This window comes from Pseudoxanthomonas sp. J31 (assembly GCF_000510725.1).
GTDB lineage: Bacteria > Pseudomonadota > Gammaproteobacteria > Xanthomonadales > Xanthomonadaceae > Pseudoxanthomonas.
The window spans coordinates 1-12,283 of the sequence record NZ_AZNZ01000013.1 but is presented as its reverse complement, the minus strand read 5'-3'; the positions used below and the strand labels follow the sequence as shown (position 1 = coordinate 12,283).

12 protein-coding genes are annotated in these 12,283 nt (G+C 72.0%); 9 read left to right on the top strand and 3 right to left on the bottom strand.

All coding sequences use genetic code 11. The features are described 5' to 3' along the window. Window positions 1-35 precede the first annotated feature (35 nt). The 7 genes from PSEJ31_RS0113080 to PSEJ31_RS0113050 all read left to right on the top strand — a co-directional run bounded on the left by PSEJ31_RS0113080 (window position 36) and on the right by PSEJ31_RS0113050 (window position 6,212). On the top strand, window positions 36-1,850 hold the full coding sequence (locus PSEJ31_RS0113080) for a Na/Pi symporter (RefSeq protein ID WP_028915705.1): 1,815 nt from the start codon (window positions 36-38) through the stop codon (window positions 1,848-1,850). 166 nt (window positions 1,851-2,016) lie between these two features. Beyond that, window positions 2,017-2,817 (top strand): ATP-binding cassette domain-containing protein, encoded by an 801-nt coding sequence (locus PSEJ31_RS0113075; RefSeq protein ID WP_019397492.1) that lies wholly within the window; start codon window positions 2,017-2,019, stop codon window positions 2,815-2,817. Further along, window positions 2,817-3,566, top strand: a complete 750-nt coding sequence (locus PSEJ31_RS0113070; protein ID WP_019397491.1) for an MlaE family lipid ABC transporter permease subunit — start codon at window positions 2,817-2,819, stop codon at window positions 3,564-3,566. The genes PSEJ31_RS0113075 and PSEJ31_RS0113070 overlap by 1 nt, the downstream gene beginning before the upstream one ends. A gap of 91 nt (window positions 3,567-3,657) precedes the next feature. Next, on the top strand, window positions 3,658-4,194 hold the full coding sequence (gene mlaD / locus PSEJ31_RS0113065; RefSeq protein WP_019397490.1) for an outer membrane lipid asymmetry maintenance protein MlaD: 537 nt from the start codon (window positions 3,658-3,660) through the stop codon (window positions 4,192-4,194). After that, complete coding sequence (locus PSEJ31_RS0113060; protein WP_019397489.1) at window positions 4,191-4,832, top strand: ABC transporter substrate-binding protein; 642 nt, start codon at window positions 4,191-4,193, stop codon at window positions 4,830-4,832. The genes mlaD and PSEJ31_RS0113060 overlap by 4 nt, the downstream gene beginning before the upstream one ends. After that, on the top strand, window positions 4,819-5,127 hold the full coding sequence (locus PSEJ31_RS0113055; protein WP_019397488.1) for an STAS domain-containing protein: 309 nt from the start codon (window positions 4,819-4,821) through the stop codon (window positions 5,125-5,127). Before PSEJ31_RS0113060 ends, PSEJ31_RS0113055 begins: the two co-directional genes overlap by 14 nt. Beyond that, on the top strand, window positions 5,124-6,212 hold the full coding sequence (locus PSEJ31_RS0113050; RefSeq protein ID WP_028915704.1) for a VacJ family lipoprotein: 1,089 nt from the start codon (window positions 5,124-5,126) through the stop codon (window positions 6,210-6,212). The genes PSEJ31_RS0113055 and PSEJ31_RS0113050 overlap by 4 nt, the downstream gene beginning before the upstream one ends. A gap of 102 nt (window positions 6,213-6,314) precedes the next feature. On the opposite strand, the gene rmuC is transcribed toward PSEJ31_RS0113050, so the two are convergent. Further along, a complete protein-coding gene (rmuC, locus tag PSEJ31_RS0113045) occupies window positions 6,315-7,886 on the bottom strand; it encodes a DNA recombination protein RmuC (protein WP_028915703.1) in 1,572 nt (523 codons plus the stop codon). Between the two features lie 90 nt (window positions 7,887-7,976). Between rmuC and PSEJ31_RS0113040 the strand changes: the two genes are divergently transcribed. Together PSEJ31_RS0113040 and putP are read left to right on the top strand one after the other, a co-directional pair. Beyond that, entirely contained in the window at window positions 7,977-8,348 is a 372-nt protein-coding gene (locus PSEJ31_RS0113040; RefSeq protein WP_019397485.1) for a DUF488 family protein, read from the top strand. Between the two features lie 96 nt (window positions 8,349-8,444). Beyond that, window positions 8,445-9,932 (top strand): sodium/proline symporter PutP, encoded by a 1,488-nt coding sequence (gene putP / locus PSEJ31_RS0113035; RefSeq protein WP_028915702.1) that lies wholly within the window; start codon window positions 8,445-8,447, stop codon window positions 9,930-9,932. A 22-nt stretch (window positions 9,933-9,954) separates the two neighbouring features. Here putP and PSEJ31_RS0113030 read toward each other — a convergent pair whose 3' ends face one another. Then, window positions 9,955-10,698 (bottom strand): SDR family oxidoreductase, encoded by a 744-nt coding sequence (locus PSEJ31_RS0113030; RefSeq protein ID WP_028915701.1) that lies wholly within the window; start codon window positions 10,696-10,698, stop codon window positions 9,955-9,957. A gap of 97 nt (window positions 10,699-10,795) precedes the next feature. Then, window positions 10,796-11,977 (bottom strand): class I SAM-dependent rRNA methyltransferase, encoded by a 1,182-nt coding sequence (locus tag PSEJ31_RS0113025; RefSeq protein ID WP_028915700.1) that lies wholly within the window; start codon window positions 11,975-11,977, stop codon window positions 10,796-10,798. Window positions 11,978-12,283: the final 306 nt, after the last annotated feature.

Sequence of the window (12,283 nt, the reverse complement as noted above, 5' to 3'; positions counted from 1 at the left end):
GACGCGGATGGCCGCAGGGGGATTGGATGCGCGCAATGCGGCTGCCGCCGCTGCTGGGACCTTTGCTTGCGCTTGCACTGGCGCTGCTGCTGGGCTGGAGCTTCTGGCGCAGCGCCGGCTGGCTGCAGCTGTGCGCCGGCCTGGCGCTGTTCCTGTTCGGCATGCAGTGCCTGGAGGAAGGCCTGCGCCAGCTGGCCGGTGGCGGCCTGGAGCGGCTGCTGGCGCGCAGCACCGGCACCCCGCTGCGCGGGCTGCTGTTCGGCATGGCCGGCACCGCGCTGCTGCAGTCCACCACCCTGGTCTCGCTGCTGACCATCGCCTTCATCGGCTCGGGGCTGATCCAGCTGGCCGGCGGCATCGCGGTGATCCTGGGTGCCAACCTCGGTGCGACCAGCGGCATCTGGCTGCTGGCCCTGGCCGGGCAGGACCTCAGCCTGTCGCCGCTGGCCCTGCCGCTGCTGGTGTTCGGCGTGCTGGGCGGCTTCGCCGGCGCGCGCGGCAAGGCGGCCGGGCGGGTGGTGCTGGGCGTGGCCTTCATCTTCCTGGGCATCGACCAGCTCAAGCTGGGCTTCGACCAGTTCGGCGCGGGCCTGGACCTGGCCGCGGTGCAGGGCAGCGGCGTGGCCGGCACCGCGCTGTTCGTGCTGGCCGGGCTGGCGGTGACCGTGGTCCTGCAGTCCAGCCACGCCACCCTGATGCTGACCCTGGCGGCGCTGGCCGGCGGCCAGCTGCAGCTGGAGCAGGGCCTGGCGATCGCGGTGGGCTCGAACGTGGGCAGCAGCGTCAGCACCGCCTTCGTCGGCATGCTCGGCGGCAACCGCAGCGGCCAGCGCCTGGCCCTGGCGCACGCGCTGTTCAACATCGTTACCGCGAGCGCGGCCCTGGTCCTGCTGCTGCCGCTGACCTGGCTGGTGAAGGCCGTGGCCGGGTTCTCCGGCTTCGGCGGCAACGCGCTGCTGCAGCTGGCCCTGTTCCACACCCTGTTCAACGCCGGCGGCGTGGCCCTGTTCTGGCCCTGGCAGCGGCGGCTGGAGGCGCTGCTGCGGCGCTGGCTGCCGGACCGTCCCGATCCAGCGTTGCCCGAGGCGCACGAAGCGGATGTGGCGATCGGGCGCGTGCATGCGCGCCACCTCAGCGACCCGGCGCTGGAATCGGTGGATGCGGCCGCGGCCGCGGTGGCGCTGGAGCTGCGCCACCTGGGCGAACTGAGCATGGAGGTGATCTGCCAGGCGCTGTGCCTGCCGCCGCGCGCGCTGTCCGCTGCCGGGACCGATCCGGCCCTGCTCGACGGTTCCTGCGCGCCCGGCCAGGCGGTGGACGCCGAACTGCTGTACCAGCAGCGGGTCAAGGGCGTGTATGGCGACCTGCTGGCATTCATGAGCCGGCTGGAGCTGCCGCTGGACGAGGAGCACCAGCGCTTCTGGGCCGGCAGCCAGCTGGCGGCGATGCAGATGGTCAACGCGGTCAAGAGCGCCAGGCAGCTGCAGAAGAACCTGCAGCGCCACCTCGCCGGGCCCGATGGCCCGGTGCGCGCGGCCTACCTGGAGCTGCGCGCGCACCTGTTCGGCCAGCTGCGCGCGCTGCATGCGCTGCGCCACCTGGGCGACGTGGATGCGCTGGCGACGGAACTGGCGCGGCTGGACGCGGAAGCTGACGCGTTCCAGGCACGCTTCCGCCAGCAGCTGTTCGAGCGGGTGCGCGAGGGCGCGATCGACGGCCTGGACGCCGGCTCGCTGCTCAACGACCAGGGCTATGCCGGGCAGGTCTACCGCCAGCTGCGGCAGCTGTTCGACCGCGCCGGCGAGCCGGGCTCGCTGCAGCAGCTGCGCCAGCTTTCCACCGCCGCCTGAGCCGCGCGCGGCAGGGCCGGACAACGTGCACGCGGTGGCACGATCCGGCCCACGTCCGGGACAATTCCTGTACTGGGCGGTTCAATGGATAGGTTAAGATTCAGTCTTTCCGACGCATGATGCGCCGGTTTGTGGTTCCCCCAACCGCGAAGGAAACGCGCGCCACATGCCCGCTCCCGCCGCCAACGCCGTCGCCCTGCAGGGAGTCCGCCTCGACCGCGGCGGACGCACCATCCTGCGCGACCTCGACCTGACGGTTCCCGCCGGCAGCATCACCGCCGTGCTCGGACCCTCGGGCACCGGCAAGTCGACCCTGCTGGCCGCGCTGACCGGCGAACTGGTGCCGGCCGCCGGCAGCGTGCGCGTGTTCGACCGCCCGGTGCCGCGAGGGGCGCGCGAACTGCTGGAGATGCGCAAGGGCATCGGCGTGCTGCTGCAGGGCAACGGCCTGCTGACCGACCTGAGCGTGGCCGAGAACGTGGCCCTGCCGCTGCGCACCCATACCCGCCTGCCCGAGCCGCTGCTGCGCCGGCTGGTGGAGATGAAGCTCAACGCGGTCGGCCTGCGCGGCGCGGCGGAGCTTTATCCGCGCGAGCTGTCCGGCGGCATGGCCCGGCGCGTGGCCCTGGCCCGGGCGCTGGCGCTGGATCCGCCGCTGATGCTCTACGACGAGCCGCTGACCGGCCTGGATCCGATCGCCTCGGGCGTGATCATGAGCCTGATCCAGCGCCTGTCGCGCAGCCTGGGCCTGACCAGCATCATCGTGTCCCACCACGTGCACGAGACCCTGCCGATCGCCGACCAGGTGGTGGTGATCGCCAACCACGGCATCGTGTTCGATGGCACCCCGGCACAGCTGCAGGCCTCGACCGACCCGCTGATCCGCCAGTTCCTGGACGGCCAGCCGGACGGCCCGATCCCGTTCGAGAGCGCCCGCGAGGGCGCCGCGCGCGCGGAGGCTGCCTGATGGCCGCCGTCGCCGCGATCCGTTCCCTGGGCCGGGCCGGCCTGTTCTCGCTGTCGGTGCTACGCGCCTCGCTGCCCAGCCGCGACTTCTTCGCCGAGCTGGCGCGGGAGATCTACAAGATCGGCGGGCGCTCGCTGCCGATCATCGCCGTCGGCGGCGCGTTCGTGGGCCTGGTGCTGACCCTGCAGGGCTACCGCACCCTGACCACCTTCGGCGCCGCGGACGCGCTGTCGACCCTGCTGGGCCTGTCCCTGTACCGCGAACTGGGCCCGGTGCTGACCGCGCTGCTGTTCATCGGCCGCGCCGGCAGCTCGATCGCCGCCGAGCTGGGCCTGATGCGCGCCACCGACCAGATCAAGGCGCTGGAGCTGATGGCGATCGACCCGGTGGCCAAGGCGGTGGCACCGCGCTTCTGGGCGGCGGTGCTGTGCGTGCCGCTGCTGACCGGCTTCTTCTGCTCGCTGGCCATCTCCGCCAGCTGGTTCGAGGCGGTCAAGGTGCTGGGCCTGGACAACGGTACGTTCTGGGCGGCGCTGCAGGGCAGCGTCGATTTCTGGGACGATTTCGGCGTGGCGCTGCTGAAGTCCGCGGTGTTCGGCGGGGTTAGCGCGCTGGTGGCCGCCTACGTGGGCTTCCACGCCGAGCCGACCATCGAGGGCACCTCGGTGGCCACCACCCGCGCGGTGGTCAATGCCTCGCTGCTGGTGCTGATGCTGAACTTCGTGATGTCGGCCCTGCTGTTCCGTTGAACCGGCGCCGGCACCCGGTGCCGGCATTGCAGAAAAACCCCGGGCATCCTCCGGTGCCCTGTTCCGATCCGTTTCCCACAGGTAGCTCCCCATGGCAATCCGCGGTCCCAGGCTTGAATTTGCGGTCGGCGCCTTCCTCATCCTGGCGCTGGCCTCGCTGCTGGTGCTGGCCTTCGCCTCGACCAACCGCCAGTTCGGCCTCGGCGGCGGCAGCTACGAGCTGACCGCGCGCTTCGCCAACCTCGGCCAGCTGCGGCTGCAGGCGCCGGTGAAGATCGGCGGCGTGGTCGTGGGCCGGGTGAAGAAGGTCGAGCTGGACCCGGTGCGGTTCGACTCGATCGTCACCCTGGCCATCGACGAGCGCTACCAGGACCTGCCGGGCGACACCTCGGCGGCGATCCTCACCAGCGGCCTGCTGGGCGAGAGCTACATCGGCCTGCAGCCGGGCGGCGATCCGGAACCGCTGCGCCCCGGCGACGAGATCGTCTACACCCAGCCGGCGATCGACCTGATCCAGCTGGTCGGCAAGTACATGTTCGGCGGTGCCGGCGGCGGTGGCGCCGACCCGGCCAAGGTGCTGTCCCCGTCGTCCACCGAAGAACCGTCCCCCACGGAAGAAACGCCATGAAGCCCCTGATCCTCTCCCTCGCCCTGGCCCTGCCGCTGCTGGCGGGCGCCCCGGTCCACGCCCAGGCGCAGGCCCAGGCCAGCGCGCAGACCCCGGGCCGCCAGGTGGTCGAAACCGGCACCCGCGTCCTGACCACCCTGCAGCAGCGCCGCCCCGAGTTCCAGAAGGACCGCAAGGCGCTGCGCGCCTACATCGAGTCCGAACTGCGCACCGGCTTCGACCGCGAGTACGCCGCGCGCCTGGTGCTGGGCCCGCACGGCCGCGGCGCCAGCGAGGCCGACGTGGCCCTGTTCGCCGATGCCATGACCGACAACCTGATGCAGCGCTACGGCGACGCCCTGCTGGCGTTCGAAGGCCGCCCGCGCATCCGCCTGAAGTCGGAGACCCCGCTGCCGAACAACCGCGGTGTGCGCGTGTCCACCGAGATCCTGCGCGACGGCGGCGACCCGATCCCGGTCGACTACCTGGTGCGCAACAACGGCGGCTGGAAGATCTTCGACGTGATGGTCGAGGGCGTGTCCTACGTGCAGACCTTCCGCACCCAGTTCGACGCCCCGCTGCGGCAGAAGACGATCGCCCAGGTCGCCGCCGAGCTGCGCAGCGGCAGCCTGCGCCCGGACACCAATGGCAGCCGCTGACGGCGCCCGCGCCCGCCGCGAAGGCGAGGTGCTGCACCTGGAAGGCCGCCTGGACCGGGCGGCCGCGGTGGCGCTGTGGCCGACGCTGCAGGCGCTGGCCGACGGCGCCCGCGCGCTGGAGCTGGGCGCGATCCAGGCCCTGGACAGCGCCGGCCTGGCGCTGCTGGCCGAGGCCGCCGCGCGCATGCGCGCCGGCGGCCAGGTCGAAATCCGGGGCGACGCGCCCGGCCTGGCCGAGCTGCGCGCCGCCTACCGGCTGGACCCCCAACTGAACTACGCCGGAGCCTCCCCATGAAGCCCGCCCCCACCGGCGCCCTGCTGTTGCCGCTGCTGTTGCTGGCCGGCTGCGCCAGCGCGCCGAAGTCCGCCGACACCGGTCCGGAGCCGGCCCCGCTCGTGGCCGGCACGGCGGCCGTCGCTGCCGCCGGCGAACCCACCGATCCGGCGACCGCCGCCCAGCCGGCGCCTGAGGCCGGAGCCGGCGCCCTGGCGCCGGCGCAGGAAGGCGCGGAAGTCGCCGCGGTGCCGGCCGATCCCGTCGATCCCGTCGATCCCGTCGACCCCGTCGATCCCGTCGATCCCGCCGCCACCGATACCGACGCCCTGGCGCCGACCGAGGCCGAGGACGACTTCGCCGCGCTGTACGGCGCGCCGGCTGACGGCGATCCGTCCGCGCGCCCGGCCTACGACCCGTGGGAGCCGATGAACCGGCGCATCCACGCCTTCAACAACGTGGTCGACCGCACCATCGCCCGCCCGGTGGCGCGCGCCTACGTGACGGTGGTGCCGGAACCGGTGCGCCTGGGCGTGGGCAACTTCTTCGACAACCTGGCCTCGCCGGTGATCTTCCTCAACCAGCTGCTGCAGGGCCGCCCGCGCGACGCGGTGCAGACCCTGGGCCGGTTCGTGGTCAACACCACCCTGGGCATCGGCGGCATCTTCGACCCGGCCACCGACCTGAAGATGAAGCGCCGCAGCGAGGACTTCGGCCAGACCCTGGGCATCTGGGGCTGGCGCAACTCGCGCTACGTGGAGCTGCCGTTCTTCGGCCCGCGCACGGTGCGCGACGTGTTCGGCCTGGCCGGCGACATGCCGCTGTCGCCGACCCGCCAGGTCGAGCGCGACCGCTACCGCATCGCCCTGCAGGGCGCGCAGCTGGTGGACCGCCGCGCCGCGCTGCTGCCGATCGAGAGCATGCGCGAGAACGCGGTGGACGAGTACGCGATGATCCGCGACGCGTGGATGCAGCGCCGCCAGTACCAGATCGAGGCCGACCGCCGCGGCAACCGCAGGCACGAGGGCGACGACCTGCCCGAATACCTGCGCGAGGACCGCGACCCCACCGTGCCGGTGGACGCGATGCCGATCCCCGGCACCTGAGCCGGAAGCGACGCAGGCGCACGAAGGGCCCGGGAGACCGGGCCCTTCTTCCATCCATCAAACCGACCGCGCGTGACGGCGATGGCCGCCGCACCTCCGGCCTCAGGACCCGCCGTCCTCGCCGTCCAGCCCGGCCTCGACCGCGTCCAGGCCCAGGTCGCCCAGCAGCGCCTGCGCCTGCTCCTGGCCCAGCGACTCCACGCTGCGCAGGCGGCGCTCGATGGTGCGGGTCTTGCGGCTGGCATCGCCCAGGCTCTTGCCCACGGTGCTGATCTGCTTCTCCGCGCGCTCGAGGATGCCGGCGAACTTGCCGAACTCGCTCTTCACCGCACCCAGCAGCTGCCACACCTCGCTGGAGCGCTTCTCGATGGCCAGGGTGCGGAAGCCCATCTGCAGGCTGCCGAGCAGGGCGGTGACGGTGGTCGGGCCGGCGACCACGATGCGGTGCTCGCGCTGCAGGGCGTCGGTCAGCCCGGCGCGGCGGATCACCTCGGCGTACAGGCCCTCGGTGGGCAGGAACATCACCGCGAAGTCGGTGGTGTGCGGCGGCACGATGTACTTCTCGCAGATCGACTTGGCCTGGATCCGGATCGCCTTCTCCAGCTGCGCGCCGCAGCTGCGTACCAGCTCCGGGTCGCCCTGTTCCTGGGCGTCGACCAGGCGCTCGTAGTCCTCGCGCGGGAACTTGCAGTCGATCGGCAGCCACAGCGGCGCCTCGTCGTTGCCGCGGCCGGGCAGGCGCACGGCGAAGTCCACCGCCTCGGCGCTGTCCGGGCGCAGGCGCACGCTGCGCGCGTACTGCTCGGGGGTGAGGGTCTGCTCCAGGATCGCGTCCAGCTGCACCTCGCCCCAGGTGCCGCGGGTCTTGACGTTGGTCAGCACGCGCTTGAGGTCGCCCACGCCGGTGGCCAGCTGCTGCATCTCGCCCAGCCCGCGCTGCACCTGCTCCAGGCGCTCGGACACCAGCTTGAAGGACGAATCCAGGCGGGTGGCGAGGGTGCTCTGCAGCTTCTCGTCCACCGTCTCGCGCATCTTCTCCAGCTTGGCGGCGTTGTCCTGCTGCAGCGCGCGCAGCTGCTGCTCCAGGGTGGCGCGCATCTCGCCGATGCGCAGCTCGTTGCGCGCGGTCAGCTCCTGCAGGCGCTGGTTGAGGCCCTCGGCGAAGCGCTGCTGCGATTCCAGCGCCTCCTGGCGGGTGACGCGGGCGTCCTCGGTCAGGCTGGCGCGCAGCGCCGCCAGCTGCTCGCCGAAGGCCTGGATGCGGGTGTCCTGCTGGCGGCCGAACAGGTCCAGCTGCGCGCGCATGTCGCCCAGCCGCTGCGACAGCAGCTCGCCCAGCCTGGCCTGCGCCTCGATGCCCTCGGCCCGGCCCTTGCGCGCGTCCTCGGTGAGGGAGTCGCGCAGCTGGTCCAGGCGGGCGTCGGTGCGGGTGCCCAGGTCGGCCAGGTGGCGGGCGAAGCCATCGATGCGCGCGCCCTGGGTGGTGGCCAGGCCATCCAGCTGCTGGCGCAGCTCCAGGCGGCCATCGCGCTGTTCGGCGCGCAGGGCTTCCTCCAGCTGCGCGCGCAGGCGCTCGAAGGCGGCGTCGGGGCGACGCAGCAGCAGGGCGACCACGCAGGCCAGGATCGCCAGCAGCAGGCCGGCGATGACGATCAGGAGCAGGGATTCGGTCATGCGCGAAGTGTAGCGGCCGGCGGTCTCAGGCCCTGCGACCGCGCGGCGGCTTCACGCCGGGGGAATCCGCGCGCCCACACAGTGCCGGCCATGGCCCGCCCCGCCCGCTATCCGGTGCGCCTGAAGCGCGTGTACGAGCCGCCGGACGCGGAGGACGGGCTGCGCCTGCTGGTGGACGGGGTCTGGCCGCGCGGGATGCGCAAGGACACGCTGGAACTGGAGGCCTGGCTGCGGATCATCGCGCCCAGCACCGCGCTGCGCCGCTGGTACGGCCACGACCCGGCCCGCTGGGAGGCGTTCCGCGCGCGCTACTTCGCCGAACTCGCCGCCAACGAGGCGGGACTGGCGCGATTGCGCAGCTATCTTGTGCGGGGGCCGGTAACCTTCGTGTACGCCGCGGCGGACGAGGAACACAACAACGCGGTGGCGCTGCGCGACTACATCCTGCAGGGCTCGGGCTAAGCCTTCGGGGTTTCGGTTGCGATTGCAACCATGCTGGCGCGGCAATTAGCCTGTGTGGTTTCGTGCCCCCGCGGCCACCCGCCAACCGGATCCTGCATGACCGCCAGTACCCCGTTGCTCGTGACCTTCTGCGCCTACCTGCTGCTGATGGTGGGCATCGGCTTCGTCGCCTGGCGGCGCACCCGTACCTTCGACGACTACATCCTCGGCGGCCGCTCGCTGGGCGGGCTGGTGACGGCGCTGGCGGCCGGCGCCTCGGACATGAGCGGCTGGCTGATGATGGGCCTGCCCGGCGCGCTGTACCTGGCCGGGCTGTCGGAGGCCTGGATCGCGGTCGGCCTGCTGCTGGGCGCCTGGGCCAACTGGCGCTGGGTGGCCGGGCCGCTGCGCCTGTACACCGAGCGCACCCGCAACGCGCTGACCCTGCCGGACTACTTCAGCCACCGCTTCGAGGACCGCAGCCGCCTGCTGCGGATCCTCTCGGCGCTGGTGATCCTGGTGTTCTTCGCCATCTACTGCGCCTCCGGCATCGTCGCCGGCGCGCGCCTGTTCGAAGCCATGTTCGGCCTGCCCTACGGCCAGGCCATGCTGTGGGGCGCGGCGGCGACCATCGCCTACACCTTCGTCGGCGGCTTCCTGGCGGTGAGCTGGACCGACACCGTGCAGGCCACGCTGATGATCTTCGCCCTGCTGCTGGTACCGGTGTTCGCGGTGCTCGGCGCCGGCGGCCCGACCGAAGCGGTGGCCCTGGTCGAGCAGGTGGACCCCACCCGGCTGCACTGGGTCGGCGCCGGCGGCGTGGTGGCGGTGGTCTCGGCGCTGGCCTGGGGCCTGGGCTACTGCGGGCAGCCGCACATCCTGGCCCGGTTCATGGCCGCCGAGAGCCTGGCCACCATCCCGCGCGCGCGCCGCATCGCCATGGGCTGGATGGTGCTGTGCCTGGGCGGCGCGGTCGCCACTGGCCTGTCCGGGGTGGCCTGGTTCGCCGCCCACCCCGCGGTCGCCGGCCCGGTGAACGCCAATCCGGAGCGGGTGTTCATCGCCCTGGGCGAGCAGCTGTTCAACCCGTGGATCGCCGGCGTGCTGCTGTCGGCGATCCTGGCGGCGATCATGAGCACCCTGTCGGCGCAGCTGCTGGTGTGCTCCAGCGCGCTGACCGAGGACTTCTACCGCGGCCTGCTGCGGCCCAACGCCGGCCACCGCGAACTGGTCTGGTTCGGTCGCGGCATGGTGCTGGCGGTGGCCGCGCTGGCGATGTGGATCGCGCGCGATCCCGACAGCCGGGTGCTGGGCCTGGTCTCCTACGCCTGGGCCGGGTTCGGCGCCGCGTTCGGTCCGGTGGTGGTGCTGTCGCTGTTCTGGAAGCGCATGACCCGCAACGGCGCGCTGGCGGGCATGCTGGCCGGCGCGATCACGGTGATCGCGTGGAAGCACACCGGCAGCGCGCTGTACGAGATGGTGCCCGGCTTCATCGCCGGCACCGTCGCGATCGTGGTGGCCAGCCTGCTGGACAAGGCGCCGGCGCAGGACGTGCAGGCGCGCCACGCCCAGGTGCGCGCGGCGCTGCGCGAGCAGGGCCACTGAGCGCGGCGGCTGCCGCGCGGCTTCAGCGCGCGGTGTAGCCGCCGTCGACCAGGTGGTAGCTGCCGGTCACGAACGAGGCTTCCTTCGACAGCAGGAAGCAGGTCAGCGCCGCGACCTCGTCCGTGGTGCCCAGGCGGCCGGCCGGATGCAGGGCGACCAGGCCCTCGCGTACCGCCGGCTCCAGGCCCGACAGCAGCGGGGTGTCGATGAAGGCCGGTCCGACCGCGTTCACCCGGATGCCCTGCGGCGCATATTCCATCGCCGCGGTCTTCGTCATGCCCAGCAGCGCGTGCTTGGCGGCCACGTAGGCGATCGAGCCGCTCCAGCCCACGCTGCCAAGGATCGAGGCCATGTTGACGATGGAGCCGCCGCCGCTGGCCAGCATCGCCGGCAGCTCATGCTTCATCGAGTACATCACCCCGTGCAGGTTGACGTCGATGACGCGGTGCCAGTCGGCCAGCGGGTAATCGGCGGTGGGATGGCTGGGCCCGCCGATCCCGGCGTTGTTCACCGCCAGGTGCAGGCCGCCGAAGCGCTCCACCGTGGCCTGGACCATGCGCTCCACCGCCGCGGCATCGGCCACGTCCAGCTGGAACGCCAGCGCATCCGCCTTGCCGAGGCCGGCGGCCAGCGCCTGCGCCGCGGCGCCGTCGTAATCGGCGATGACGACCTTCGCGCCCTCGCGCGCCAGGCGGCGGCAGATGGCCTCGCCGATGCCCGATGCGCCGCCGGTGACGATCGCGACCTGTCCTTCGAACCTGTTCATGGCAATGCTCCTCTGGCGGGTTGCTCCCATGCTCGGGCCCGGGCGCGGCGGCCACCTTGATCGCGATCAACCCGCCGGCCGCACCGGCGGGGCGTGCTCAGTCCAGCACGCGGCAGAACACCGCCTTGAGGTAGCGCGACTCCGGCACGTGCGCCAGGAACGGATGGTCCGGGCCGGCGCCGGCCACCTTCAGCACCTGCACGGTGCGGCCGGCGTAGAACGCGGCGCGGCGCAGCATGTCCAGGAACTGGTCCTCGGCCACCAGGCCGGTGCAGGAGAACGTCGCCAGCAGGCCACCGGGCCTGACCACGCCCAGCGCCAGCTTGTTCATGTCCAGGTACTTCTTCAGCGCGTTGATGACCTGGTCGCGGTCGCGGGTCATCTTGGCCGGGTCGAGCACCACCGCGTCGTACTGCTCGCCGCGGGCGGCCGCGTCGCGCAGCCAGGGGAAGATGTCGGCCTGGACGAAGCGCGGGCGCACGTTGTTGAGGCGGGCGTTGCCCTTGGCGATCTCGATCACCGCCTCGTCGATGTCGATGCCGGTGACCTCGGCGGCGCCGCGCACCGCTGCGTACACGGCGAAGCCGCCGGTGTTGCAGCACAGGTCCAGCACGCGCTTGCCCGCCACCTGGCGCGAGAACCACTCGCGGTTCTCGCGCTGGTCGGCGAAGAAGCCGGTCTTGTGCGCCCCGGCCGGGTCGGCGCGGAAGCGGATCCCGTGCTCGGTGATGATGGCCGGCTCCGGCGAGCCGCCACCGCTGTACACCGGGCGGTAGTCGAAGCTCTCCTGCTTCTGCACGTGGTCCTCGGCGAAGCTGTAGATGCGCGCGCCGGGGAACTGCGCCTGCAGCGCGGCGTAGATCCACTCGCGGTAGCGCCACATGCCGGCGCTGAAGAACTCCACCACCAGCAGGTCGTCGTAGCGGTCCACCACCAGGCCGGTGAGGCCGTCGCCCTCGGCGTGGACCACGCGCCAGGCATTGGACACCTCGTCCAGCTTCAGCACCTCGCGGCGCAGGGCCACGGCCTGGCCGATCCGGCGCGCGAACCAGTCCGCGTCCACCGCCACCGCCGGGTCGGTCTCCAGGATGCGCAGGGCGATGCGCGAGTGGCCGTTGTAGAAGCCGCAGCCGATGAACTGTCCGTCCACGTCGTAGGCGTCGACGATCTCGCCCGGGCGCGGCCGCTGGGCCGGCTTCTCGACGAGCTTCTGGAAGATCCAGGGATGGCTGGAACGCCACGCGTTCTTCAGCCGCACGGTGGGGTAGGGGGTATTCATCGCGCAATTGTATGTGTACTGGCGCGAGCCGACATCAACCGACCCGTGGCTTTCGACGGCTCAAGGGGCAAGTAGAAGCCCTGGGGAGCCATGCGTGGGGGAACCATCGCCGCGGGAGCTGGCAAGTCATCCGGTGCGCAAGCGAGGCCTCAAGAGGCATCCTTCCCCCCCGGATTGCGGGCGGTCATTATCCCCTTGTTTTCGGGGAACGTACTCAACGCACAGCACAACATCAGAGCGGCGCGGGTCATCGCAGCAACGTTATTAGCTGCCGGGTCATCCCCGCGTGCGCGGGGAACACATGCT

Coding starts and splice junctions, on each gene's coding strand:
- rmuC (WP_028915703.1), bottom strand. CDS start 7,886: ATGACCGAATCCCTGCTCCTGATCGTCATCGCCGGCCTGCTGCTGGCG.
- PSEJ31_RS0113030 (WP_028915701.1), bottom strand. CDS start 10,698: ATGAACAGGTTCGAAGGACAGGTCGCGATCGTCACCGGCGGCGCATCG.
- putP (WP_028915702.1), top strand. CDS start 8,445: ATGACCGCCAGTACCCCGTTGCTCGTGACCTTCTGCGCCTACCTGCTG.
- PSEJ31_RS0113075 (WP_019397492.1), top strand. CDS start 2,017: ATGCCCGCTCCCGCCGCCAACGCCGTCGCCCTGCAGGGAGTCCGCCTC.
- PSEJ31_RS0113060 (WP_019397489.1), top strand. CDS start 4,191: ATGAAGCCCCTGATCCTCTCCCTCGCCCTGGCCCTGCCGCTGCTGGCG.
- PSEJ31_RS0113055 (WP_019397488.1), top strand. CDS start 4,819: ATGGCAGCCGCTGACGGCGCCCGCGCCCGCCGCGAAGGCGAGGTGCTG.
- PSEJ31_RS0113050 (WP_028915704.1), top strand. CDS start 5,124: ATGAAGCCCGCCCCCACCGGCGCCCTGCTGTTGCCGCTGCTGTTGCTG.
- PSEJ31_RS0113040 (WP_019397485.1), top strand. CDS start 7,977: ATGGCCCGCCCCGCCCGCTATCCGGTGCGCCTGAAGCGCGTGTACGAG.
- PSEJ31_RS0113080 (WP_028915705.1), top strand. CDS start 36: ATGCGGCTGCCGCCGCTGCTGGGACCTTTGCTTGCGCTTGCACTGGCG.
- PSEJ31_RS0113070 (WP_019397491.1), top strand. CDS start 2,817: ATGGCCGCCGTCGCCGCGATCCGTTCCCTGGGCCGGGCCGGCCTGTTC.
- mlaD (WP_019397490.1), top strand. CDS start 3,658: ATGGCAATCCGCGGTCCCAGGCTTGAATTTGCGGTCGGCGCCTTCCTC.
- PSEJ31_RS0113025 (WP_028915700.1), bottom strand. CDS start 11,977: ATGAATACCCCCTACCCCACCGTGCGGCTGAAGAACGCGTGGCGTTCC.